Consider the following 23,554-nt stretch of genomic DNA (forward strand, 5'->3'; position numbering starts at 1 on the left):
CATTTGATTTTTCCGTGGCCACCTACTCGCTCGTTATCCGCCGCCTGATGATCGTCTCGCTGACCATCGTCGCCAGCCGCGCCATCACCAGTCCGTTGCTCACACTGTTCTTGAGCAACAAGCTCGGCCTCAACCAACAGGACGTCGGATTGTTGCTGGGCATCGCGGTGTTTATCGCCACCCTGCTTGCGCTGTACGGCGGTTACATCATCGACCGGCTCGAGAAGCGTCGGTTGCTGATTCTGGCGATGCTCTCCAGTGCCATCGGCTTCGTGCTGCTGACCTTCGCCAAAGATCTGTACCTGACCACCCTGACGCTGGTCATTACTGAAACCGCGTCGGCGCTGTTCCTGATCGGCTCCAAGGCGATCCTCAGTGAAAACCTGCCCATGGGCCAGCGGGCCAAGGCGTTCTCGCTGCGCTACACCCTGACCAACATCGGCTACGCCACCGGCCCGATGCTCGGTGTGGTGATCGCCGGGGTGTATCCGATTGCGCCGTTCCTGATTGCTGCCGGCATCGCTTTCGGCAGCATCTTCCTGATGATCGGCATCCCGAAAGACGCCAGTCCGGTCGCCGCCATCGGCCAGCCGCAGAGCTTCCTGAAAACCCTGATCACCCTGAAAAACGACCGCACGCTCATCATGTTCACTTGCGGTTGCCTGCTCAGCACCGTGGTTCACGGGCGTTTCACGTTGTACCTGTCGCAATACCTGCTGGTGGTCGAAGACTCGCAGCGAGCCCTGCAAACCATGGCCGCCCTGCTCGCCTGCAACGCCATCGCGGTGATCCTGTTGCAGTACCAGATCGGCCGCTTTCTCAACCGGGAAAAACTGCGCTACTGGATCGCCGCCGGCACCAGCCTGTTCATCCTCGGCCTGATCGGCTTCAGCCTGGCCGACAGCCTGGTGACCTGGTGCATCGCCATGTTCATCTTCACCCTTGGCGAGATGATCATTTACCCGTCGGAATTCCTGTTCGTCGACACCCTGGCCCCGGAGGAACTGCGCGGCAGCTATTACGGAGCGCAGAATCTGGCGGCGCTGGGCGGCGCATTGAGCCCGGTGATTTGCGGTTTCCTGCTGATGCATACGCCGGCGCCGACGATGTTCTACGCCCTCAGCGCACTGACCGCGCTGGGTGGTTTTCTGTGTTTCATGAGCGGGCGGCGCGTGGCTTTACTGCATAAATAATGCACTGAAACTGCATTTATATGAATTTGTCAGCATCGTGATTGCTTGGCACACTGTGCGCGTTCCTCCCCCAATAGTTGGAACTCTTCGAAGGACTTTCCGCGTTTACGGACAGTCCTTTTTTTTGCCCTGAATTTCACAAAGGATCGAATCTGCATGCTCGCTCGCTGGTTGCCCGCCGCCATCAACACCCGCCCCACCGAATGGAGCCGCGCCGCCATCGGTATGGCGCTGGGCACGTTGTTCAGCGTGTGGGCATGCAGTCAGGTGTTCGGCATTGAAGTGGCCTACCACCTGATCGGCCCGCTGGGCGCTTCGGCGGTGCTGCTGTTCGCGGTGTCGTCCGGCGCACTCGCCCAGCCTTGGTCGATCATCGGTGGCTACCTGTGCGCGGGTGTCGTCGCGTTGCTGGTGGCCCACGTCCTCGGCCGAACCCTGGGCAGCGCCTGCCTCGCGGCGGGCATGGCGCTGATCCTGATGTGCTGGCTGCGCTGCCTGCATCCACCGGCCGGCGCCGTCGCGTTGACCATGGTGCTGGCCGACCCGATGACCATCGCCATGGACTGGAAAGCCCTGGAACCGGTGATGCTCAGCGCCGCATGCCTGCTGCTGGCCGCGCTGGCCTACAACAACCTCACCCGCATCCGCTACCCGAAACGCCCCGCCGAACCGGCGCCGGCCGTGGCACCGGTGGATATTCAGTCCATCACGGCCGAGGATCTGAAACGGGCGCTGGCGGACATGGAGGCGTTCATCGATGTCACACCGGAGGATCTGGAGCAGCTGATTCATGCCAGTGAATTGCATGCCAGGCGGCGGAGCATTGGCCAGGTGTTCAGCTGAGCCAGGAGCCCGCGCCTGTCAGCGTTGTCGATTGAAAAGAAGCGGCGATCCCGTGCATTTGGCCTAAGGCAAAAATGCAGACAGCCCGTGCACATATCTCCGTTGTACATGGCAAATTTGCACTGTTACGATCCGGTAACGCTCGCGCGCGAGCTTCTCGAATAAAGACAATAAAAGCAGGGAGTTAGTGATGACTGCTCAGGCTTCATCCCCGCGGACTTCGTCCATGGATGCCACGCCACACGAAGTGTTGGCCGAGGTTCGCAATCACATCGGTCATCTGACCCTCAACCGCCCCGCCGGTCTCAATGCCCTGACCCTCGACATGGTGCGCCAGCTCCAGCAACACCTGGACGCCTGGGCCGCTGATGCCGATATCCACGCGGTCACGCTGCGCGGTGCCGGCGAGAAAGCCTTCTGTGCCGGGGGCGACATTCGCTCCCTGTACGACAGCCATAAAAGCGGTGACACGCTGCACGAAGATTTCTTCGTCGAGGAATACGCCCTCGACCTGACGATCCACCACTACCGTAAACCGGTGCTGGCGCTGATGGACGGTTTCGTTCTCGGCGGCGGCATGGGTCTGGTGCAAGGCGCTGATCTGCGGGTGGTCACCGAGAAAAGCCGTCTGGCGATGCCGGAAGTGGCGATCGGGTATTTCCCGGATGTCGGTGGCAGCTATTTCCTGCCGCGCATTCCCGGTGAGCTGGGGATTTACCTGGGTGTCAGCGGCGTGCAGATCCGGGCGGCGGATGCGCTGTATTGCGGCCTCGCTGACTGGTATCTGGACAGCAGCAAACTCGGCACCCTCGACGAACAGCTCGACCAGTTGCAGTGGCACGACACGCCGCTGAAAGACCTGCAAAACCTGCTGGCCCGCCACGCGGTGCAAACCTTGCCGGATGCGCCGCTTGAAGCCTTGCGCCCGGCCATCGACCACTTCTTTGCCTTGCCTGACGTGCCGAGCATCGTCGAGCAACTGCGCGCCGTGACCGTCGCCGACAGCCACGAATGGGCGACCACCACCGCCGACCTGCTGGAAACCCGTTCGCCGCTGGCGATGGGCGTGACCCTGGAAATGCTCCGTCGCGGCCGGCACCTGAGCCTGGAACACTGCTTCGCCCTCGAACTGCATCTGGATCGCCAGTGGTTCGAGCGTGGCGACCTGATCGAAGGCGTGCGTGCCTTGCTGATCGACAAAGACAAATCACCGCGCTGGAACCCGCCGACGCTTGCTGCGCTGCACGCCGAGCACATCGCGAGTTTCTTCCACGGTTTTGAAGAGAGCGGGAGCTGAGCCATGCACGATCTCGAATTGACTGAAGACCAGGTAATGATCCGCGACATGGCCCGGGACTTTGCCCGTGGCGAAATCGCGCCACACGCGCAAGCCTGGGAAAAGGCCGGCTGGATCGATGACGGTCTGGTGGCGAAGATGGGTGAACTCGGCCTGCTGGGCATGGTAGTGCCGGAAGAATGGGGCGGCACTTACGTCGACTACGTGGCTTATGCGCTGGCGGTGGAAGAAATTTCCGCCGGTGACGGCGCGACCGGCGCGTTCATGAGCATTCACAACTCGGTGGGTTGTGGGCCGGTGCTCAATTACGGCAGCGAAGAACAGAAACAGACCTGGCTGGCCGATTTGGCCAGCGGCGCGGTGATCGGCTGCTTCTGCCTGACCGAACCCCAGGCCGGCTCCGAAGCGCACAATTTGCGCACCCGCGCCGAACTGCGCGACGGGCAGTGGGTGATCAACGGCGCCAAGCAATTTGTCAGCAATGGCAAGCGGGCGAAGCTGGCAATCGTGTTTGCGGTGACCGATCCGGATCTCGGCAAGCGCGGCATCTCGGCGTTTCTGGTGCCGACCGATACGCCGGGATTCATCGTCGACCGCACCGAACACAAGATGGGCATTCGCGCCTCCGACACCTGCGCGGTGACGCTGAACAATTGCAGCATTCCTGAAGCAAATCTGTTGGGTGAACGCGGTAAAGGTTTGGCGATTGCCCTTTCCAACCTGGAAGGCGGACGCATCGGCATTGCCGCGCAAGCATTGGGCATCGCCCGTGCGGCATTCGAAGCGGCGCTGGGTTACGCCCGTGATCGGGTGCAGTTCGGCAAGGCCATTGTCGAACACCAGAGCATCGCCAATCTGCTGGCGGACATGCAGATGCAGATCAACGCGGCACGCTTGATGATTCTGCACGCCGCGCGACTGAGAACAGCGGGTAAGCCGTGTCTGTCGGAGGCTTCGCAGGCCAAGCTGTTTGCTTCGGAAATGGCTGAGAAGGTGTGCTCGTCAGCGATTCAGATTCATGGCGGGTACGGGTATCTGGAGGATTACCCGGTGGAGAAGTATTACCGGGATGCGCGGATTACCCAGATTTATGAAGGGTCCAGCGAAATACAGCGGATGGTGATTGCGCGAGAGTTGAAGAACTACCAGCTCTAAAAGCTTCGCGAGCAAGCTCTGCTCCCACAGGGATTGGTGTAAACCTCAGATCCAATGTGGGAGCTGGCTTGCCAGCGATGGCGTCAGTGAATACGCCGCGTTACTTGCCCTGGAACTCCGGCGACCGCTTGGCCACAAACGCCGCCATGCCTTCCTTCTGATCCTGCGTCGCAAATGCCGCATGGAACACCCGACGCTCGAAACGCACGCCTTCAGTCAGGTTCACTTCGAACGCGCGGTTGACGCTTTCCTTGACCATCATCGCAATCGGCAACGATTTGCTGGCGATCACCGCTGCGACTTTCAGCGCTTCATCCAGCAACTCGGCACTCGGCACGATGCGCGCGACGATGCCGCAACGCTCGGCTTCCACCGCGTCGATCAAACGTCCGCTCAGGCACATCTCCATCGCTTTGGCCTTGCCTACAGCGCGGGTCAGGCGCTGGGTACCGCCCATGCCCGGCAGCACGCCGAGGTTGATTTCCGGCTGGCCAAACCTGGCGTTGTCGCCAGCCAGGATGAAGTCGCACATCAGCGCCAGTTCACAGCCGCCGCCGAGAGCAAAACCGTTGACCGCAGCGATGATCGGTTTGCGGCGGTTAGCCACGCGGTCGCTGTCGCTGAACAGGTCGTCCATGTAGATCTTTGGGTAGGTCAGATCAGCCATTTCCTTGATGTCGGCGCCGGCGGCAAAGGCTTTGGTCGAGCCGGTGATGACGATGCAACCAATGTTTGCGTCGGCTTCGAAACCATCGAGCGCGCGGTTCACTTCGCTGACCAGTTGCGCGTTGAGGGCATTCAGCGCCTGCGGGCGATTGAGGGTGATCAGGCCGACGCGGCCATGGGTTTCCAGCAAGATCGTTTCGTAACTCATGTGCAGATTCCTTCTCAAAGATTGCGCGAAATGACCATGCGCTGAATGTCGCTGGTGCCTTCGTAGATCTGGCAGACCCGCACGTCGCGGTAGATGCGCTCCAGCGGGAAGTCGTTGAGGTAACCGTAACCGCCGAGGGTTTGCAAGGCCATGGAGCAGACCTTCTCGGCCATTTCCGAGGCGAACAGCTTGGCCATCGACGCTTCGACCAGCGCCGGCTGACCGCTGTCACGCAGGGCGGCGGCGTAGTGCACCATCTGCCGCGCCACGGCGATCTGGGTCGCCATGTCCGCCAGGCGGAACGCCACAGCCTGATGCTCGATGATCGGCTTGCCGAAGGTGTCGCGTTCACGGGCGTAATCACGGGCCGCTTCGAACGCGGCGCGGGCCATGCCCACCGCTTGCGAAGCGATGCCGACGCGGCCGCCTTCGAGGTTGGCCAGGGCGATCTTGTAGCCCTCGCCCTCCTCACCCAAAAGGTTGGCCACCGGCACTTTCACGTCTTCGAACAGGATCTGGCAGGTGTCCGAGGCGTGCTGGCCGAGCTTGTCTTCAACCCGGGCGACTTTGTAGCCCGGCGAGTCGGTCGGAACGATGAAGGCGCTGATCCCGCGCTTGCCGGCACTCGGGTCGGTGACCGCAAACACGATCACGACCCCGGCGTTCTGCCCGGAGGTGATGAACTGTTTGCAGCCGTTGAGCACATAGTGATCGCCTTCCCGCCGTGCACGGGTTTTCAGGCTGCTGGCGTCCGAGCCAGCCTGCGGCTCGGTCAACGCGAAAGCACCGAGCATCTCGCCGCTGGCCAGCGGTTTGAGGAAGCGCTCGCGCTGGTCGTCGTTGCCGAACTTGAGGATCGGCACGCAACCCACCGAGTTGTGCACGCTCATGATCGTCGAGCAGGCGCCGTCGCCGGCGGCGATTTCTTCCAGGGCCATGGCGTAGGCCAGGTAACCGGTGTCGCAACCGCCCCACTGCTCCGGCACCAGCATGCCGAAGAAGCCCAGTTCGGCCATTTCGCCGATGGCTTCTTTCGGGAAGCGATGCTCGCGGTCCCACTCGGCAGCAAACGGTTTCAGCCGTTCCTCGGCAAACTGCCGGGCCATGTCGCGGATTTGTTGTTGGTCATCGTTGGGAATCATGGCAAATCCTTAACTCGGGTTCAGACGCACTCGACGGCCATCGCCGTGGCTTCGCCGCCGCCGATGCAGATTGCCGCAACGCCGCGCTTCAGGCCTTTCTGGCGCAGGGCCGAGAGCAAGGTCACCAGAATCCGCGCGCCGGATGCGCCGATCGGATGGCCCAGGGCGCAGGCACCGCCGTGGATGTTGAGCTTGTCGTGAGGGATTTCCAGGTGAGTCATCGCCGCCATGCCGACCACGGCGAAGGCTTCGTTGACTTCGAACAGGTCAACCTGATCCAGCGACCAGCCGGTTTTCTTCATCAGCTTCTTGATCGCGCCAATCGGTGCCACCGGGAACAGGCCCGGGGTGTCGGCAAACGCGGCGTGACCGTGGATCACCGCCAGCGGTTTCAGCCCCTGTTTCTGCGCTTGCGACTGACGCATCAGCACCAGTGCGGCAGCGCCGTCGGAGATCGAGCTGGAGTTGGCCGCAGTTACCGTACCGCCCTCGCGGAACGCCGGTTTCAGCGAGGCAATCTTGTCCAGTTTGGCTTTCGGTGGCTGCTCGTCATTGCTGATCACCACTTGTTCCTTGCCGACGGTGACAGTCAGCGGGACGATCTCGGCCTTGAAGCTGCCGTCCTTGATCGCTTGCTGGGCGCGGGTGGTCGAGGCGATGGCGAAGGCGTCCTGAGCCTCGCGGCTGAAATCGTTGGTTTCGGCGCAGTCCTCGGCGAAGGTGCCCATCAGGCGGCCCTTGTCGTAGGCGTCTTCGAGGCCGTCGAGGAACATCGAATCGAGCACCCGGCCGTGGCCCATGCGGTAACCGGCACGGGCCCGGTCCAGCAGGTATGGCGCGTTGGACATGCTTTCCATGCCGCCGGCGATCACCACATCGGCGCTGCCGGCCAGCAGCATGTCGTGGGCCAGAATGGCGGTTTCCATGCCCGAGCCACACATTTTGTTGACGGTGGTGCAACGGGTGGATTTATCCAGCCCGGCGCCCAGCGCAGCCTGACGGGCAGGCGCCTGACCGAGACCGGCCGGCAGTACGCAGCCGAACAGCACTTCATCGACCGCGTCGGCGGCAATACCCGCGCGCTCAACCGCAGCCTTGATTGCAGCGGCGCCCAGTTGCGGCGCGGTCAGGCTTTTCAGTTCGCCCTGGAAACCGCCCATCGGGGTGCGGACAGCGCTGACGATGACAATCGGATCGTTGGAAATGGTCATGGAAAATCCTCCTTACTTGGCGGCCATGCGCAAGGCACCGTCGAGACGGATCACCTCGCCGTTGAGCATGCTGTTTTCAATGATATGCCGCACCAGCGCAGCGTACTCGGCAGGTTTGCCCAAGCGCGGCGGGAACGGCACGCCGGCGGCCAGCGAGTCACGCACTTCCGGGGTCATGCCGGCCATCATCGGGGTCTCGAAAATGCCCGGAGCGATGGTCATCACGCGGATACCGAAGCGCGCCAGCTCGCGGGCGGCAGGCAGGGTCAGGCTGGCGATGGCGCCTTTGGACGCGGAATACGCGGCCTGACCGATCTGGCCATCGAACGCCGCAACGGAGGCGGTGTTGATGATCACACCGCGCTCACCATCGGCGTTGGCTTCGCTTTCGGCAATCGCTGCCGCCGCCAGGCGCAGCATATTGAAGCTGCCGATCAGGTTGACGTTGATCACCTGAGCGAAGCTGGACAAGGCATGCGGGCCGTTCTTGCCGAGGATCTTTTCGCCACGAACGATGCCGGCGCAGTTCACCAGACCATTCAGGCTGCCGAAGGCTTTAACGGTCGCCTGCACGGCGGCTTCGGCGGCGGCTTCGTTGCTGATGTCGGCCACCACGCTTTGCGCGCCGAGGCGCTGGGCCTGGGCGGCAACGGCGTCGGCGTTCATGTCCACCAGCATCACTTTGGCGCCGGCGTTGACCAGCAATTCAGCGGTGGCGGCACCCAGGCCGGATGCGCCGCCGGTGACGATAAAAACCTTGTTCTCGATCTGCATGACAGTTTCCTTGGATTCAAGCTGAAACGTTGTGCGCCGCAGCCTCTTGAGCCTTGGCGATTTCCTGATTGCGCAAGATAAAGCGCTGCAATTTGCCGCTCGGGGTTTTCGGCAACTCGCTGACAAATTCGATTTCACGGGGGTACGAATGCGCGGCCAGACGTTTGCGCACGTGTTGGCGCAGTTCTTCGGCCAACGCCGGTTCGGCCCGATATTGCGGGTTGAGCACGACAAAGGCTTTGACCAGCTCAGTGCGCTCCGGATCGGGTTTGCCGACCACTGCGGCTTCCACCACGGCCGGGTGTTCGATCAGTGCGCTTTCCACGTCGAACGGGCCGACCCGGTAGCCGGACGTGGTAATCACATCATCGCTGCGACCGACGAAGCTGATGCTGCCGTCCGGGTTCCACTCGACGGTGTCGCCGCTCAGGTAGTAATCGCCGACGAAGGCCTTGGTCGGTACGCCTTCGTAACCGGCAAACCAGCACATCGGCGACTGTGTGCGGTCGATGGCGAGGATGCCGGGCTGGCCGACGCCGAGTTCGTTGTTCTGTTCGTCGAGCACCACGATGCGATGGCCCGGCGAGGCGAAACCGGCGGCGCCAAGGTGGATCGGGTGTTCGAGGCCGTGGTGGTTGCACAGCACCATGCCCAGCTCGGTCTGGCCGTAGTGATCGTGAATGACCACGCCGAGATTGTCGGCGAACCAGCGAATCACTTCCGGGTTCAGCGGCTCGCCGGCGCTGCTGACGATGCGCAGCTTGCCCTTGATCGATTTGGCGAACTCGTCGCCGCCGGCAATCAGCAGACGATACGCGGTGGGCGAACCGGTGAGGTTGGTGATGCCGTACTTGTTGATCACCCGGCAAGTGCTTTCGAGGGTGAACGGGCCATCGTAGAACGTGATCGGATGGCCCATCGACAACGGGCCGGTGACGCCGAAATAGATGCCGTAGGCCCAGCCCGGATCGGCGACGTTCCAGAACGCATCTTCCGGGCGCAAATCCACGGCATCGCGGGTGTAGCTCTGGAACGCGACGATCGCCTTGAGCGGCACCGACAGCGCTTTCGACGGGCCAGTGGTGCCCGAGGTGAACATCAGCAGGAACGGGTCTTCGCCGGTCAGCATGACCGGTTCGCAGATATTGGAATGGTTGGCCAGCTCGGCCCAGAAACTGAAATCGCCACGGACGATGCCCTGGCCTTTCGGACCGCCGACGGTGACCAGCGTCGGGCAGTCGGCGACTTCGGCGAGTTTCGGCCGGTTGACCGCATCGGTAACCACGACTTTGGCACCGGAACTGTTCAGGCGATGCTCAAGGGCTTTAGGGCCGAACGCAGTGAACAGCGGTTGATACACCGCGCCGATGCGCCAGGTGGCGAACACGGTGATCAGCAATTCGATATTGCGCGGCAGCAGGCCGGCGACCTTGTCACCCTTCTGCACGCCCTGAGCCAGAAGGAAATTGGCGAACCGCGCGGCTTTGTCCTGCAGATCGCTGAACGTGTACGTTGCACTGGCGCCATCGCGGCCTTCCCAGAACAGCGCGATGCGCCCCGGCAGCGCGTGGCGGTCACAACATTCGACGCTGGCGTTGAGCGCCTCGAGCGTGCCGCTCAGTGCGGCGTCCACGGTGTGCTGATAATCAAACTGTGCGGTGGCAGACAAGTAATCGCGCATTGCCAGAATCCCTCTGTTCTTATTAGGTTGGGGAACCGTAAACAACAGAGGAATACTCGCGCTGCACGCCGGCTGCGGCAATGGTCAAAGCCCTCAAAGTGGATGACTGGTTTGGCCAAGAATCCGGTTGCAACTGATCGTTCCCACGCTCTGCGTGGGAATGCAGCCCAGGACGCTCCGCGTCCCCTCTAGAGCTGGAACGCGGAGCGTCCCTTGAGGCATTCCCACGCAGAGCGTGGGAACGAGAATCAACGGTGGGAGGTGTGGGTCAGACCGCTTCGTTGAGAATCAAGCTGCGATAGTGCCCAGGATTGGTCCCCGACCACTTGCGAAACGCCTTGTAGAATGAACTGGCATCGGCAAACCCCAACCGCGTGGCGATCTCGGCAAAACTGATCGAAGGCTCCGCCAGCCAGGTGATTGCCAGCTCCTTGCGCACGCTGTCCTTGAGGCCCTGATAGGTCTGCCCTTCTTCCGCCAATCGCCGGCGCAGGGTCGAGGCCGACATGCACAGTTGCTGGGCAAGCGCATCGGTTTCCGGCCAGTGTTCGGCGGCCAGCTGCCGCAGATCCTGCTTGATCCGGCTCGCAAGGCTTTCCGGATCGCGGTACTTGACCAGAATATTGGCCGGGGCATGGGCCAGAAAACGCTTCAACTCCTCAGGACTGCGCTTGATCGGCAGATCCAGCACCTCGGCGGCGAAGATCATCCGCGTGCGTGGCCGGTCGAAGCGCAGGTTTTCCGAGAACATCACCCGATAGTCATCGCAGAAATCCGGCGCCGGGCAGCGCAGTTCGATAGCCAGGATCGGAATACGCCGCCCCGCCAGCCAGCACGCCACGCCGTGGACGATCATCCAGTAAGTGAAATAGGTGAAGGCGCGGCGCGGTTGTGGGTCGTCTTCCAGCAGCACGATTTCCGCCAGGCTTTGCTGGCGCACCAGTTGCGCCGGCATGCGTTCGAGCATCAGCGACAGGAAATTCAAACCCGCTCCAAGCCCTGCGGCCAGATTCGGCTGGGCCATGGCGCTGCGGCAAAGAAATTCCAGGCTGCCGGATTTCAGCTTGCGCGGGTCCATGCCAAAAAACTCATCGTCGCCGCGCCGCGCCAACAGGCGCCATAACCGCGCGTACTGGCTGGCCGGCACACGCGCGTCGGTGGGCAGCAGCGCCGGATCGATCCCGACCTTGTTCAAGACTTCTTCCGTGGCCACGCCCGGGGCACAACTTTGCAGCAGTGCTTCGCGCACCAGTTGAATGGCGATGGTGTCTTTTTCCGACATGGAACGCGCGCAATCCTGGTTGTAGTTTGAGTGGCGGGCATCTTAACGCAGCTGGCCGGACGTCGTGGATGTTCAGACTCGTTCAGCTGAGGTTCAGGTAAATGTCAATGAGTGCCATGTGAGAATGACTTTCATTATGTTACAACTTGTAACCTCATTTCGTTACACAGTGATCGTCGAATGCTCGTTCCCTTTTTGATCATGTTGCGCGAAGGCATCGAAGCCGCGCTGATCGTTGGCATCATCGCCAGCTACCTGCAACAGACCGGCCGTGGCCAGTGGATGCCGGCGGTGTGGATCGGGGTGTTTCTCGCTGCTGCACTGGCGTTGCTGGTCGGTGGCGGCCTGGAACTGGTCAGTGCCGAATTCCCGCAAAAACAGCAGGAACTGTTCGAAGGCGTGGTCGGGCTGGTGGCCGTGGGCATTCTCAGTTCGATGGTGTTCTGGATGCGCAAGGTGGCGCGTTCGATCAAGCATTCGCTGCAAGCCTCTCTCGATCACGCACTGACTGCTTCGAAACATCAGGTCATCGCCCTGATCGCCATGGTGTTCTTTGCCGTGGCCCGGGAAGGTCTGGAAACCGTGTTCTTCCTGCTGGCCGTGTTCCAGCAAAGCGAAGGACCGGCCGCGCCGATCGGTGCCCTGCTCGGCCTGATCCTCGCAATCATTGTCGGCTTCCTGATCTACAGCGGCAGCATGCGCCTGAACCTCTCGGCATTCTTCCGCTGGACCGGGCTGTTCATCCTCGTGGTCGCCGCCGGGATTCTCGCCAACTCGGTGCAGGCGCTGCATGAAGCCGGGGTCTGGAATCACCTGCAAACCGTGCTTTTCGACTTCAGCGCGACGCTGCCGATGGACGGCCCGCTGGGCTCGGTGCTGGCCGGCATGTTCGGTTATCAGGATGCGCCGACCGTCAGCACCCTCGGCGCATACCTGATTTACCTGGTGGTGGCGCTGGTGATGTTTTTCATGCCGGCGCCCAAGCCTGCCGCCCAATCGTCTTCCGTTTCCAGCCAATAAGGGCCTTCATGTCAAAGCCTGATATTCCTCAGAACTCTCCTCCCCGCGCCTTGCGCTGGGCGGTGGCCGGTTCGGTGGTCGTGATGATCGCCGCCGGTGGCCTGTTCTACTACGCCTCGAAAATGGCCGCCGCCAAACGTCAGCACAACCGTGATGAAGTGGTGGTCAATATTCATCCCCACAGTTGCGAACCGAACGCCCTGACGGTGCCGGCCGGTCGCGCCAGTTTCCGCATCGTCAACCGCTCCGACCGGGCGGTGGAATGGGAAATCCTCGACGGCGTGCTGGTGATCGAAGAGCGCGAGAACATCGCGCCGGGCCTGAGCCAGGTGATCAACGCCAACCTGCAACCCGGCGACTACGCCATCACTTGCGGTCTGTTGAGCAACCCGCGCGGCACCCTGCACGTGACACCGACCGCCGCGTCGGATGCCGCCGCCAAGGCCAAGCCGTCGATGGTTGCCTTCGTCGGGCCGTTGTCGGAGTTCCGCGTGTACCTGGCCAGCCAGGGCAGCGCGTTGATCAAAGCGGTGACGGCGCTGAATCAAGCCATCGACAGCGGCGATCTGGCCCAGGCTCAGGCGCTGTATTTGCCGGCCCGCGCCGCCTATCAGCGTCTGGCCCCCGCCGCTCAACGCCTGGCCGAACTGGACAACAGCATCAACGCCCGCGCCGATTACTTCGAGAAACGCGAGCAGGATCCAGCCTTCGTCGGTTTCCATCGCCTTGAATACGCGCTGTTCCAGCAACGCAAACTCGACGGCCTGACGCCCATTGCCCAAGGCCTGCTCGACAACGTCACCACGTTGAAACAACAGCTGCTGGCCCAGTCGCTGCCGCCGGAGCAACTGGTGGAAATCGTCGTGCGCAACCTCAACACCCTCGCCGACGTGCGCGCCGCCAGCGGCGAAGAGGAACGCTACAGCCACAGCGATCTCAACGGCTTCACGGCCAATCAGGAAACCGCGCACAAAGTCGTCGAACTGTTGCGCCCGCTGCTGAGCAAATCCGCCGCTGACCTGCTGCCGAAAATCGACAGCGCGATGGCTGATTTCGATACCACGCTGAACGGTTTCAAGGTCAAGGACGGCTACGCCAGTTACGACACCGTCAACGGTGAGCAACGCAAGCAGATCGCCGACAAGGCCAAGGCCCTGGCCGAGGCCCTCGACGCCATTGATCCCGCCCTCGGCCTCTCCGGCCTGTAAGCAGAAGACGAATACCGATGAACGATTCCGAACACTTCAACCTGCAACGTCGCCGCGTATTGATGGGGATGGGCGCCGCCGGTGTCGCACTGGCCGGCACGGCGTTGAGCTGCCCGGCAATGGCCGCCGCGCCTGCGCAAGTCACCGAAGCGCCGAGCAGCGACAAGACCCAGGATCACCACGACTTTCATGGCGTACACCAGAGCGGCATCGTCACCCCGCGCCCGGCGTCTGGCATGCTGGTGTCGTTCGATGTGCTGGCCAGCGACCGTGAAGACCTGGAGCGGCTGTTCCGTACCCTCAACGAGCGCATCGCGTTCCTGATGAAGGGCGGCCCGGTGGCGCAGATCGATCCGAAGTTGCCACCGCCGGATTCCGGCATCCTCGGCCCGGTGGTGACACCAGACAACCTGACCATCACCGTGTCTGTCGGCGAATCATTGTTCGATGAGCGCTTTGGTCTTGCGTCCGCCAAACCCAAGCGTCTGGTGCGCATGGTCGGCTTCCCCAACGATGCGCTGGAGGCCGATTGCTGCCACGGCGACCTGAGCCTGCAGTTCTGCTCCAACACCGCCGACACCAACATCCACGCCCTGCGCGACATCGTGAAGAACCTGCCGGATCTGCTGCTGGTGCGCTGGAAACAGGAAGGCAGCGTGCCGCCGCAAGCACCGGCCAAGCCCGGTATGCCGGCGCAATCAGCACGTAACTTCCTCGGTTTCCGCGACGGTTCGGCCAACCCGGATTCCAACGACGGCAAAGCCATGGATCGCATCGTCTGGGTGCAACCGGGCAGCGACGAACCGGCCTGGGCGGCCCACGGCAGTTATCAGGCGGTGCGGATCATCCGCAACTTCGTCGAACGCTGGGACCGCACGCCGTTGCAGGAACAGGAAAGCATCATCGGCCGGGTCAAAACCACCGGCGCGCCGATGGGCGCCAGCCATGAGGCCGAAGTGCCGGATTACAGCAAGGACCCGCAAGGCAAGCTGACCAAGCTAGACGCGCACATCCGCCTGGCCAACCCGCGCACCGCCGCGAGCCAGGCCAACCTGATCCTGCGCCGGCCGTTCAACTACTCCAACGGCGTGAACAAGAACGGCCAGCTCGACATGGGCCTGCTGTTCATCTGTTACCAGGCCGACCTGGAAAAAGGCTTCATCACCGTGCAGACCCGCCTCAATGGCGAGCCGCTGGAGGAATACCTCAAGCCTGTCGGAGGCGGTTACTTCTTCACCCTGCCGGGTGTCATGGGCGACAAAGACTTCATCGGTCGCTCGCTGCTCGACGCTACTCAACCAAAAACAACTGCATAGCATTCAACAGGAGCCGCCCCATGAAAAAGACGCCACTCGCGTTATTGCTGACCCTTGGTTTGCTCAACATCCCGCTGTCGGCGTTCGCCGCGACCGCGCCACTGGATCTGGTGGGGCCGGTGTCGGACTACAAAATCTATGTCACCGAACAACTGGATGAACTGGCCAGCCACACCCAGCAGTTCACCGACGCCGTGAAGAAAGGCGACCTGACCACCGCGCAAAAGCTCTACGCGCCAACCCGCGTCTACTACGAGTCGATCGAGCCGATTGCCGAGTTGTTCAGTGACCTCGACGCCTCCATCGACTCCCGCGTCGACGACCACGAACAAGGCGTGAAAGCCGAAGACTTCACCGGTTTCCACCGAATCGAATACTCGCTGTTGTCGGAAAAGAGCACCAAGGATCTGGACGCTCTGGCCGATGGCCTGAACAAGGACGTGAAGGACCTGCAAACCCGCGTCGCCGGTCTGACCTTCCCGCCGGAAAAAGTCGTCGGTGGCGCCGCTGCGCTGCTCGAAGAAGTCGCTGCAACCAAGATTTCCGGTGAAGAAGACCGTTACAGCCACACCGACTTGTACGACTTCCAGGGCAACATCGACGGCGCGAAAAAAATCGTCGACCTGTTCCGTCCGCAGATCGAGAAGCAGGACAAGGCCTTCGTCGCCAAAGTCGACAAGAACTTCGCCACCGTGGACAAGATCCTGGCCAAGTACAGGACCAAGGACGGTGGTTTCGAGACCTATGACAAAGTGAAGGACAACGATCGCAAGGCGCTGGTGGGCCCGGTCAATACCCTGGCCGAAGACCTGTCGACCTTGCGTGGCAAGCTCGGTCTGAACTGAGACTTGTAGCGCCTGTTCCACCCCTTTCGCGAGCAAGCTCGCTCCCACACCAGGTCTTTGTTGAACACAGAAATTGTGCTCAGCGAAGATCCAATGTGGGAGCGAGCTTGCTCGCGAAGGCATTTCTAGCGGCGCTGAAAATTCTGTGCCTTACAGAATGCGATAGAGCAACCGCTCCACCCGCACCCGGCTCACGCGCTTGAGGAACTTGGCGACCCCGGCCGGGTAATCCGGCAAGGCTTCCAGGTCCTGAAAACGTGCGATCCGCGTGGTGTGTTCGAAGATGTTTTCCAGCTCCAGCCGGCGCGGTTCCAACCACTCGCCTTTCGGGTCATCGATCAGCAAGGCGTTTTCCAGATCGAGACGGAACGCCCGCGGGTTGAGGTTGTTGCCGGTCAGCAATGTGTAGCGCTGGTCGATCCACATGCCCTTGAGGTGATAGCTGTTGTCGCCTTCACGCCACAGGTGCAGGTTCAACTGGCCGCTGTCGATGTTGCGCTGATGCCGTTTGGCGAAACGGCGCAGGCTGATCTCGTACAAATACGGCAGCGCGGCAATCACCTTGAACGGCTCGCTCGGCGGGATGTAGAAGTCGTTGGCGGTCTTGTCGCCGACCACGATGTCGATCTTCACGCCGCGCGCCAGCGCCCGGTTGATCTCGCGGATCACCCCCAGCGGCAGGTTGAAGTACGGCGTGCAGATGGTCAGTTGCTTCTGCGCGCTGGCGATCAGCTCCAGAATCACCCGGTTCAGCGGGTTGTTCTTGCCCACACCCAGCAACGGGCTGACCGACAGGCCGGTATGCGCCGTGCTGCCGGCACTGGTGTCGTACGCCGCATATTTGAGACGGCTGCGCAGATCGCCGATGTCGTTGCGCAGGCTGCGAGTGGTCGGCAGGTTCGGCAGGTCGAGGCGGTGCACCGCTTTCGATTCGATCAGGCCGTGCTTGACCAGATGGTGCATCGAGTCCGCCAGTTCGCGGCTTTGCAGCACGTGATAACGGTCGAACCGGTACTTGTCGAATTTGTGCAGGTAAACGTTGTTCAGACTCGCACCGCTGTAGACCACGCAATCGTCGATCACGAAGCCTTTGAGGTGCAGCACGCCGAACAGCTCGCGGGTCTGCACCGGCACGCCATAGATCGGCACCTCGCTCTGGTGGGTGCGGGTCATTTCCTGATACCACGCCGAGTTGCCCGGCTGTTTGCCGGCGCCGATCAAGCCGCGTTGGGCCCGCAGCCAGTCGACGACCACCGCGATCTCGAGCTCTGGGCGCTTGAGTTTGGCGGCGTGCAAGGCATCAAGGATTTCCTGGCCGGCTTCGTCGTTTTGCAGATAGAGCGCGACGAGGTAGATGCGCTGGGTCGCCTGGGCGATTTTCTCCAGCAGGCAACGGCGGAAATCGGCGGCGCCGGGCAGGATCGTCACGGCCTCGGCGGTCAGCGGAAAGCTGCGCAGTTTGGGCAGCAGAGAGCGTTTGAAAAGCAACGGCATAGGGCTCGCAATGGGTCGAATCCGAAGAACCCGAGAGCTTACACCATCAACTCCTTCGGGTCTTGTGAGTGTCTGTAATGACTTGACTGATCGTTGATCGTTCCCACGCTCTGCGTGGGAATGCCTCAAGGGACGCTCCGCGTTCCAGCTCTGGAAGGGACGCGGAGCGTCCCGGGCTGCATTCCCACGCGGAGCGTGGGAACGATCAAAGCAAGAACAATAGAAATAACTGCTTGACCAAGGAGAACAATCGTTCTACTGTCCACCACATGAACGAAATCACAAGCAACAACACGACCCGAGACATCATTCTGGATGTCACCGAAAAGTTGATCTACAAAAGTGGCATCGCCGCCACCGGCATGGATCTACTGGTGAAAACCGCCGGTGTTTCCAGAAAGAGTATCTACCGCTACTTCGCCAACAAGGAGGAGTTGACCGTCGCCGCCCTGCAGCGCCGCGATGTGCGCTGGATGCACTGGTACAGAAGCGCCGTCGATCAGGCTGAAACCCCGGCCGACCGCCTGCTCAACCTGTTTACCGTGCTCAAGGCCTGGTTCGCCTCGGAAGGCTTTCGGGGCTGTGCCTTCATCAACACCAGCGGCGAGACGGGCGATCCCGAGGATCCGGTCCGCCTGGTCGCCAAGGACCACAAACAAAAGCTGCTCGACTACCTGTGCGAGCTGTGTACCGAACATGGTGCCGAGGAACCGCAACTGTTGGCCAAGCAGTTGCTGATCCTGATTGATGGCGCCATTACCGTAGCGCTTGTGATGGGTGATCACAGTGCCGCCGATAATGCGCAATGCATGGCGCGAAAGTTATTGGAGCTGTAACGCCTTAATAAGCCTGACAAGTTGTTTAACTGTTAATAGATCCGGAGACAAACATGTCTACTGCAGCCGAAGTTCGTCCGCCATTGCCACCCTTCAACCGTGAATCGGCCATTGAAAAAGTTCGTCTGGCCGAGGATGGCTGGAACTCCCGCGACCCGCATCGCGTGTCGCTGGCCTATACCCTGGACACCAAATGGCGCAACCGCGCCGAATTCGCCAACAACCGCGAAGAAGCCAAGGCATTTCTGACCCGCAAATGGGCCAAGGAACTGGATTACCGCCTGATCAAGGAACTCTGGGCTTACTCCGACACCCGCATCGCCGTGCGCTACGCCTACGAGTGGCGCGACGACTCGGGCAACTGGTTCCGCTCCTATGGCAACGAAAACTGGGAATTCGACGAGCACGGCCTGATGTTCCAGCGTTACGCCTGCATCAACGACATGCCGATCAAGGAAAGCGAACGCAAGTTCCACTGGCCACTGGGCCGGCGTCCGGATGATCATCCGGGGTTGTCTGAACTGGGTCTGTAATCACGGAGCCCGCCACTCAAGATGGAAGCAAGGATGCTTCCATTTCGTGCTTTCCCCAAAACAACAAAAGCCCGTTGTTTTTATCGCAAAAGGTACTTGTGGACTGTCAGTAATGACAGTAGTGACAACTGCAAATTCATCAAATCATTGTCATGCAACGAACGTGGCCGGTTGGACGACCGCCCTCTCTTCTACCCATGACAATGAGCAACTGATATGACGCAAAATAATCTGATCCCAAACGGTGATTTCGGCACCGGTGACTTTAGTCACTGGATTCCACGAAATTACGACACGCCTATGTCTGTCGTACACCACAACGGTAACTATGTCGCACGCTTGGTCGGCGGTAGAAACCAGGGGCAGAATCTGGCAACCGAGCCCTTCCCCATTCAGCCCGGTGCATTCGCTTTGACATTCAATGTTCAGGCGCCCGAGGCTGTCCCGCTGCAAAACACCAAGGATCGACGGTTTCACATCACCGATAGCGGCAAAGCTTCCAATCCACTGGTTCACGCATTTATCGTCTACACACTTTGGGCGACCAACCGCAGCACTGGTGAAGCAGAAATCTGGTCAGGGTCGGAGTATGTCGATCCAAAAACAAGAACGATTACGCTCAATGGCATGATTCGACCAGGCTTCGAATGGTTGGACATTGTCTTCGCCATTCCCAGCAATCCCTTTGGCAACAAAGGGCCGTTCTTCATCGGCAATGTCTGGCTCTCGGTGGTGTAACAACTCCCTTCAGGCGCCGCTGGATGATTGAGGATCCCATTCGCGATGAACCAGTGTTACAGCTATGATGACCGCCCGTCCCTGCCCTGCCGAATAAGCCGATTCCATGCCTTTCGAACTCAGCGTTGACCTCACCACTCTGGCCATTCTGGCCCTTGTCGCTTTCATTGCCGGATTCATCGATGCCATCGCTGGCGGCGGCGGTCTGTTGACCACGCCCGCGTTGCTTACCGCCGGTTTGCCGCCGCATCTGGTGCTGGGTACCAACAAGCTGAGTTCGACCTTCGGTTCGGCCACCGCCAGTTTCACCTTCTACCGCCGCAAGCTGTTCCACCCCAAACAATGGATGCACGCGATTGTCGGCACGCTGGTCGGTGCGCTGACCGGCGCCATCGTCGCCCATTACCTGCCCGCCGAATGGTTGAACAAGATGCTGCCGGTGATCGTCTTCGCCTGCGGCCTGTACCTGTTGTTTGGCGGTACGCCGAAAGCGCCGCTGGACAGCGACGCACCGATCAAGAAGAAGTGGCAATCGACGCAAGGCTTCAGCCTGGGTTTCTACGACGGCGTGGCCGGCCCCGGCACGGGCGCGTTCTGGACCGTCAGCAGTCTGCTGCTGTACCCGATCGATCTGGTCAAGGCCAGCGGCGTGGCGCGCAGCATGAACTTCGTCAGCAACATTGCGGCGCTGTCGGTGTTCATGTTTTCCGGGCAGGTGGACTGGATCATCGGCCTGAGCATGGGCCTGTCGGTGATGGTCGGCGCATTCTTCGGGGCGCGCACCGCGATCAGCGGCGGCGCCAAGTTCATTCGTCCGGTGTTCATCACCGTGGTGCTGGGGTTGACCGTGCGTCTAGCCTGGCAGCACTGGTTCAGCGTGGCCTAAGCGCCGCGCCACATAGACGTCGATCAGGTAACGTGCAATCGATTTGGACGCCGGCAACGGCGGCAGATCGTGCACGTTGAACCACTGGGCGTCCTCGATCTCGTCTTCCTGGCAGACAATCTCGCCACCGGCGTATTCGGCATGGAAGCCGAGCATCATCGAATGCGGAAACGGCCAGCACTGGCTGCCCATGTACTGGATGTTCTTCACTTCGATGCTGACTTCTTCGCGCACCTCTCGGATCAGGCAATCCTCAGCCGATTCCCCAGGCTCGGCAAACCCCGCCAGCGTGCTGTAGACCCCGGTGACGAAACGCGGTGAACGCGCCAGCAGCACTTCATCGCCACGGGTCACCAGCACGATCATGCTCGGCGAAATTCGCGGATAGCTGCGCAGATCGCACGGTTGGCAATACATCGCCCGCTCCCGTGGCACCTGGATCATGGCCTGACCGCAATTGCCGCAGAAACGGTGTTCGCGCGCCCATGTCCCGATTTGCGCGGCGTAGCCCAGCACCTTGTAGATCGTATGATCGCCGTCGAGCATGAACGCCCGCAGGCCTTTCCAGTTGCAACCCGGCACCTCGCTGGTGCTGCGCAGTTCCAGCAGATACACCGGTTCGCCATCGAGATGACCGATACCGTGCTCGGCAAGGATCGACAATTCCTGACGCTTGAGCCATTCCCGAGGGAACAGCGCGCCGTTGTCATCGAACAGGAAACCCTCGGGGCTGCGCGCCACGGCCCAGCCGCCGGGTTGATCGGTGTCCAGTACTGCAGTGGTCCAGCGAGATGTCATGGTTTCTCAATCCAGAAATTCGGGTTTCTGTTTGCTCATATGGGCGGCCATGGCCACGCGCAAATCGTTGGATTGCAGCATGGCAGCGTTCCAGGTGGCAACGTACTCGAGACCGTCGTCGATGCGATGGTCGCGCATGTAGCTGATCATTTCCTTGGTGCCGGTGACCGCGATCGGCGACTTGCCGGCGATGTCCCGGGCAATGTCCATCACGCCTTCGATCAGACCGTCCTTGTCGCTGTAGACGCGATTGACCAGACCGATGCTGCGCGCTTCTTCGGCGCCAAACGTGCGACCGGTGTAAGCCAGCTCACGCAGCATGCCGTCACCAATGATCCGTGGCAACCGTTGCAGGGTGCCAACGTCCGCCGCCATGCCGATGTCGATTTCCTTGATCGAGAATTGCGCGTCCTCGGCGGCGTAGCGCATGTCGCAGGCGGCGATCAGGTCGATGGCGCCGCCCAGGCAGTAACCCTGGATCGCCGCGAGTACCGGTTTGCGGCAATTGTCGACCGCATTGAAGGATGCCTGCAGGGTCAGGATCTTCTTGCGCAACAGGCGTGCATTGCGGCCGACATCCTTGCCCAGCTCATTGGCCACGCCGGCCAGCATCATCAGGTCGATGCCCGAGGAAAAGTGTTTGCCGGCGCCGCTGAGCACCACCACCCGCACTTCGTCGGTGTCGTCGATCCACTGGAACACTTCGACGATTTCGCTCCAGAACGCGGCGTTCATCGAGTTGATCTTTTCCGGACGATTGATCTGCACATGGGCGATGTTGTCGGCCAGTTCGACGCTGAAGGCGGTGTATTGAGTCATGGCAGAAATCCTTTACCGGGCTGGAAATGAGGCCCGAACTATAACAAGGCATCAGCACGGCGGTTCGGCCAAATGCGGGACTCTAGCCGTTCTTCACTGCGACGAAGGCCGCCGTCTCATAGGGCACTGTTACCACGTCCCTGCCCCGCAGCAGCGGCTCGCCGGCAATCAGCTCTGCTATCTGCTCGTCAATCCTCGCGCGCTGCTGGTCGCTCAGTGCGGCAATGAAACTGGTGGAACGCACCCGGTTGAAAATCACATCTTCCGGCGAGCCGGTATGGCCATGCTGAAAGTGTTGGGCCTGCAAAGGCCCGAACGCCGCATGGGGAAAGGCCTTGCGCCATTCGCCGGTGTAAAAGCGCGGCGTGTCGCCCTCCAGCGCATTGACGATGGCGTCCAGCTTGGGCACCCAGTCGACCCGGGTGTCGCGCAGGTTCCAGATCAAACCCAGTTTGCCGCCCGGTTTGAGGACCCGGGCGATTTCATCCAGCGCCTCGGTACTGGCAAACCAGTGAAAGGCCTGCGCGCAGACCACCGCATCCACCGAGGCATCCGGCAGCGGCAAATCCGTTGCCGTACCGCTGACAGCCAGCACCTGTGGCCAGGCCAGTGACAGTTTTTCCAGCATCTGTGCCACCGGTTCGACGGCGATTACCTGGGCGCCGGTCGCCACCAGCCGTCCGGTGAATTTGCCGGTGCCGGCGCCAAGGTCGATAACGGTCTTGTGGCCATCAAGGCCCAGTGTGCCCGTCAGCCATTCACTGACGGCCGGCGGATAGTCGGGCCGGCCTTTGACGTAGGTGTCGGCGGCGGTTTTGTAGCCGCTGGCGGCCGAGTGGTGAACCTGATCTTTCATGGCCAAACTCCCATGGTAGAACTGCAGATCGACAACGAATGCTGACGAGCATAACGCCGGAAAAAGGGCTTTCCTTTAACAAAGCCTGACAAAGCAATGAATAAATTTTCACCTTGCGGTGTTCAAAGTAAAACATGCCTCTCTGTGGAGCCTTGCCCATGACTATCCGTTCCGTTATGTTCGCCGCCCCGTTGCTGGTGGCCGCCGTTTTCGCGAGCCCCCTCGCCTTCGCCAATGGCGATGAAGAGGCGCCGGTGCAGAAACCCAACTGCCCCAAAGGCCAGGTGTTCGATACCAAAACCCAGAAGTGCGTGATGCAGACCAGCCGTCTGGTGCCCGACGCCGACCGGACCGATTACGCCTACCGTCTGGCCAAGGCCGGACGTTATGAAGAAGCCCTGGCCCTGCTCGACACGCTGGAACAACCGAATACCGCCAAGGCCCTCAACTATCGCGGTTATGCCACACGAAAACTGGGGCGCACCGACGAAGGCATCGGTTATTACCTGCAATCGGTCAAGCTTGATCCGCAGTACGCGCAAGTCCGCGAATACCTGGGCGAAGCCTATGTGATCAAGGGCCGCGTCGATCTGGCGCAGGAGCAGTTGCAGCACATCCGGAAGATTTGCGGCACGACCTGCGAGGAATACCGGGACCTGGCCGAAGCCATCAACGACTCATCGAAAACCTGACACGACACGCGGAGGCGAACATTTTCAGCGATCAGGCCTTCAGAGCCGAACTCGGGCAACA

23 protein-coding genes are annotated in these 23,554 nt (G+C 61.0%); 13 read left to right on the top strand and 10 right to left on the bottom strand.

The features are described 5' to 3' along the window. The first annotated feature begins 14 nt into the window (after positions 1–14). The 4 genes from I5961_RS14385 (at position 15) to I5961_RS14400 (ending at position 4,488) form a co-directional block, all read left to right on the top strand. Positions 15–1,193 (top strand): MFS transporter, encoded by a 1,179-nt coding sequence (locus I5961_RS14385; RefSeq protein ID WP_227232628.1) that lies wholly within the window; start codon positions 15–17, stop codon positions 1,191–1,193. A gap of 156 nt (positions 1,194–1,349) precedes the next feature. Further along, the gene (locus tag I5961_RS14390) at positions 1,350–2,036 is read left to right on the top strand and encodes an HPP family protein (protein WP_227232629.1); all 687 of its coding nucleotides are present in this window, start codon (positions 1,350–1,352) and stop codon (positions 2,034–2,036) included. Between the two features lie 190 nt (positions 2,037–2,226). Beyond that, positions 2,227–3,333 (top strand): enoyl-CoA hydratase/isomerase family protein, encoded by a 1,107-nt coding sequence (locus tag I5961_RS14395; RefSeq protein ID WP_227232630.1) that lies wholly within the window; start codon positions 2,227–2,229, stop codon positions 3,331–3,333. Positions 3,334–3,336: 3 nt separating this feature from the next. Beyond that, positions 3,337–4,488, top strand: a complete 1,152-nt coding sequence (locus I5961_RS14400) for an acyl-CoA dehydrogenase family protein (protein ID WP_039768643.1) — start codon at positions 3,337–3,339, stop codon at positions 4,486–4,488. 100 nt (positions 4,489–4,588) lie between these two features. On the opposite strand, the gene I5961_RS14405 is transcribed toward I5961_RS14400, so the two are convergent. The 6 genes from I5961_RS14405 to I5961_RS14430 all read right to left on the bottom strand — a co-directional run bounded on the left by I5961_RS14405 (position 4,589) and on the right by I5961_RS14430 (position 11,452). Beyond that, a complete protein-coding gene (locus tag I5961_RS14405; RefSeq protein ID WP_227232631.1) occupies positions 4,589–5,362 on the bottom strand; it encodes an enoyl-CoA hydratase in 774 nt (257 codons plus the stop codon). Positions 5,363–5,376: 14 nt separating this feature from the next. Further along, a complete protein-coding gene (locus tag I5961_RS14410; RefSeq protein ID WP_227232632.1) occupies positions 5,377–6,504 on the bottom strand; it encodes an acyl-CoA dehydrogenase in 1,128 nt (375 codons plus the stop codon). A 20-nt stretch (positions 6,505–6,524) separates the two neighbouring features. Beyond that, positions 6,525–7,715: an acetyl-CoA C-acyltransferase gene (locus tag I5961_RS14415; RefSeq protein ID WP_085702021.1), complete on the bottom strand. Its 1,191-nt coding sequence runs from the start codon at positions 7,713–7,715 to the stop codon at positions 6,525–6,527. Positions 7,716–7,727: 12 nt separating this feature from the next. Then, a complete protein-coding gene (locus I5961_RS14420; RefSeq protein ID WP_227232633.1) occupies positions 7,728–8,489 on the bottom strand; it encodes an SDR family NAD(P)-dependent oxidoreductase in 762 nt (253 codons plus the stop codon). Between the two features lie 16 nt (positions 8,490–8,505). Next, positions 8,506–10,170 (bottom strand): AMP-binding protein, encoded by a 1,665-nt coding sequence (locus tag I5961_RS14425; protein ID WP_227232634.1) that lies wholly within the window; start codon positions 10,168–10,170, stop codon positions 8,506–8,508. Between the two features lie 268 nt (positions 10,171–10,438). Further along, entirely contained in the window at positions 10,439–11,452 is a 1,014-nt protein-coding gene (locus tag I5961_RS14430; protein WP_085696066.1) for an AraC family transcriptional regulator, read from the bottom strand. Positions 11,453–11,632: 180 nt separating this feature from the next. Here I5961_RS14430 and efeU point away from each other — a divergent pair, with 180 nt between their 5' ends. The 4 genes from efeU to efeO (I5961_RS14450) are packed head-to-tail and all read left to right on the top strand — an operon-like array spanning position 11,633 to position 15,841. Then, the gene (gene efeU / locus I5961_RS14435; RefSeq protein WP_085696065.1) at positions 11,633–12,472 is read left to right on the top strand and encodes an iron uptake transporter permease EfeU; all 840 of its coding nucleotides are present in this window, start codon (positions 11,633–11,635) and stop codon (positions 12,470–12,472) included. A gap of 8 nt (positions 12,473–12,480) precedes the next feature. Next, positions 12,481–13,680, top strand: a complete 1,200-nt coding sequence (gene efeO / locus I5961_RS14440; protein WP_227232635.1) for an iron uptake system protein EfeO — start codon at positions 12,481–12,483, stop codon at positions 13,678–13,680. Positions 13,681–13,697: 17 nt separating this feature from the next. Next, the gene (efeB, locus tag I5961_RS14445) at positions 13,698–14,996 is read left to right on the top strand and encodes an iron uptake transporter deferrochelatase/peroxidase subunit (RefSeq protein ID WP_227232636.1); all 1,299 of its coding nucleotides are present in this window, start codon (positions 13,698–13,700) and stop codon (positions 14,994–14,996) included. Positions 14,997–15,016: 20 nt separating this feature from the next. After that, positions 15,017–15,841: an iron uptake system protein EfeO gene (gene efeO, locus I5961_RS14450; RefSeq protein ID WP_227232637.1), complete on the top strand. Its 825-nt coding sequence runs from the start codon at positions 15,017–15,019 to the stop codon at positions 15,839–15,841. Between the two features lie 150 nt (positions 15,842–15,991). Here the strand turns inward: efeO (I5961_RS14450) and pssA are convergent, their stop codons facing one another. Next, positions 15,992–17,335, bottom strand: coding sequence for a CDP-diacylglycerol--serine O-phosphatidyltransferase (pssA, locus tag I5961_RS14455; RefSeq protein WP_085696061.1), 1,344 nt, complete (start codon positions 17,333–17,335; stop codon positions 15,992–15,994). A gap of 269 nt (positions 17,336–17,604) precedes the next feature. Between pssA and I5961_RS14460 the strand changes: the two genes are divergently transcribed. From I5961_RS14460 to I5961_RS14475, 4 genes are all read left to right on the top strand, one after another. Beyond that, on the top strand, positions 17,605–18,171 hold the full coding sequence (locus I5961_RS14460) for a TetR/AcrR family transcriptional regulator (RefSeq protein ID WP_085696060.1): 567 nt from the start codon (positions 17,605–17,607) through the stop codon (positions 18,169–18,171). Between the two features lie 53 nt (positions 18,172–18,224). Continuing rightward, complete coding sequence (locus I5961_RS14465) at positions 18,225–18,704, top strand: DUF1348 family protein (RefSeq protein ID WP_085696059.1); 480 nt, start codon at positions 18,225–18,227, stop codon at positions 18,702–18,704. A 216-nt stretch (positions 18,705–18,920) separates the two neighbouring features. After that, positions 18,921–19,442 (top strand): hypothetical protein, encoded by a 522-nt coding sequence (locus I5961_RS14470; RefSeq protein WP_227232638.1) that lies wholly within the window; start codon positions 18,921–18,923, stop codon positions 19,440–19,442. A gap of 106 nt (positions 19,443–19,548) precedes the next feature. Continuing rightward, positions 19,549–20,328 carry a TSUP family transporter gene (locus tag I5961_RS14475; RefSeq protein WP_085696057.1) on the top strand — a complete coding sequence of 260 codons (780 nt, stop codon included), beginning with the start codon at positions 19,549–19,551 and terminating at the stop codon, positions 20,326–20,328. On the opposite strand, the gene nudC is transcribed toward I5961_RS14475, so the two are convergent. The 3 genes from nudC to I5961_RS14490 form a co-directional block, all read right to left on the bottom strand. After that, positions 20,296–21,126, bottom strand: a complete 831-nt coding sequence (gene nudC, locus I5961_RS14480) for an NAD(+) diphosphatase (RefSeq protein WP_085696056.1) — start codon at positions 21,124–21,126, stop codon at positions 20,296–20,298. The two genes, I5961_RS14475 and nudC, sit on opposite strands and share 33 nt — an antisense overlap. 6 nt (positions 21,127–21,132) lie before the next feature. Then, a complete protein-coding gene (locus I5961_RS14485; protein ID WP_011334292.1) occupies positions 21,133–21,945 on the bottom strand; it encodes a crotonase/enoyl-CoA hydratase family protein in 813 nt (270 codons plus the stop codon). Between the two features lie 82 nt (positions 21,946–22,027). Then, positions 22,028–22,801, bottom strand: a complete 774-nt coding sequence (locus I5961_RS14490; protein ID WP_227232639.1) for a class I SAM-dependent methyltransferase — start codon at positions 22,799–22,801, stop codon at positions 22,028–22,030. A 158-nt stretch (positions 22,802–22,959) separates the two neighbouring features. Between I5961_RS14490 and I5961_RS14495 the strand changes: the two genes are divergently transcribed. Beyond that, positions 22,960–23,493: a tetratricopeptide repeat protein gene (locus I5961_RS14495; protein ID WP_085696053.1), complete on the top strand. Its 534-nt coding sequence runs from the start codon at positions 22,960–22,962 to the stop codon at positions 23,491–23,493. The last annotated feature ends 61 nt before the right edge of the window (positions 23,494–23,554 follow it).

Origin of the sequence: Pseudomonas sp. IAC-BECa141 (genome assembly GCF_020544405.1) — a bacterium.
GTDB lineage: Bacteria > Pseudomonadota > Gammaproteobacteria > Pseudomonadales > Pseudomonadaceae > Aquipseudomonas.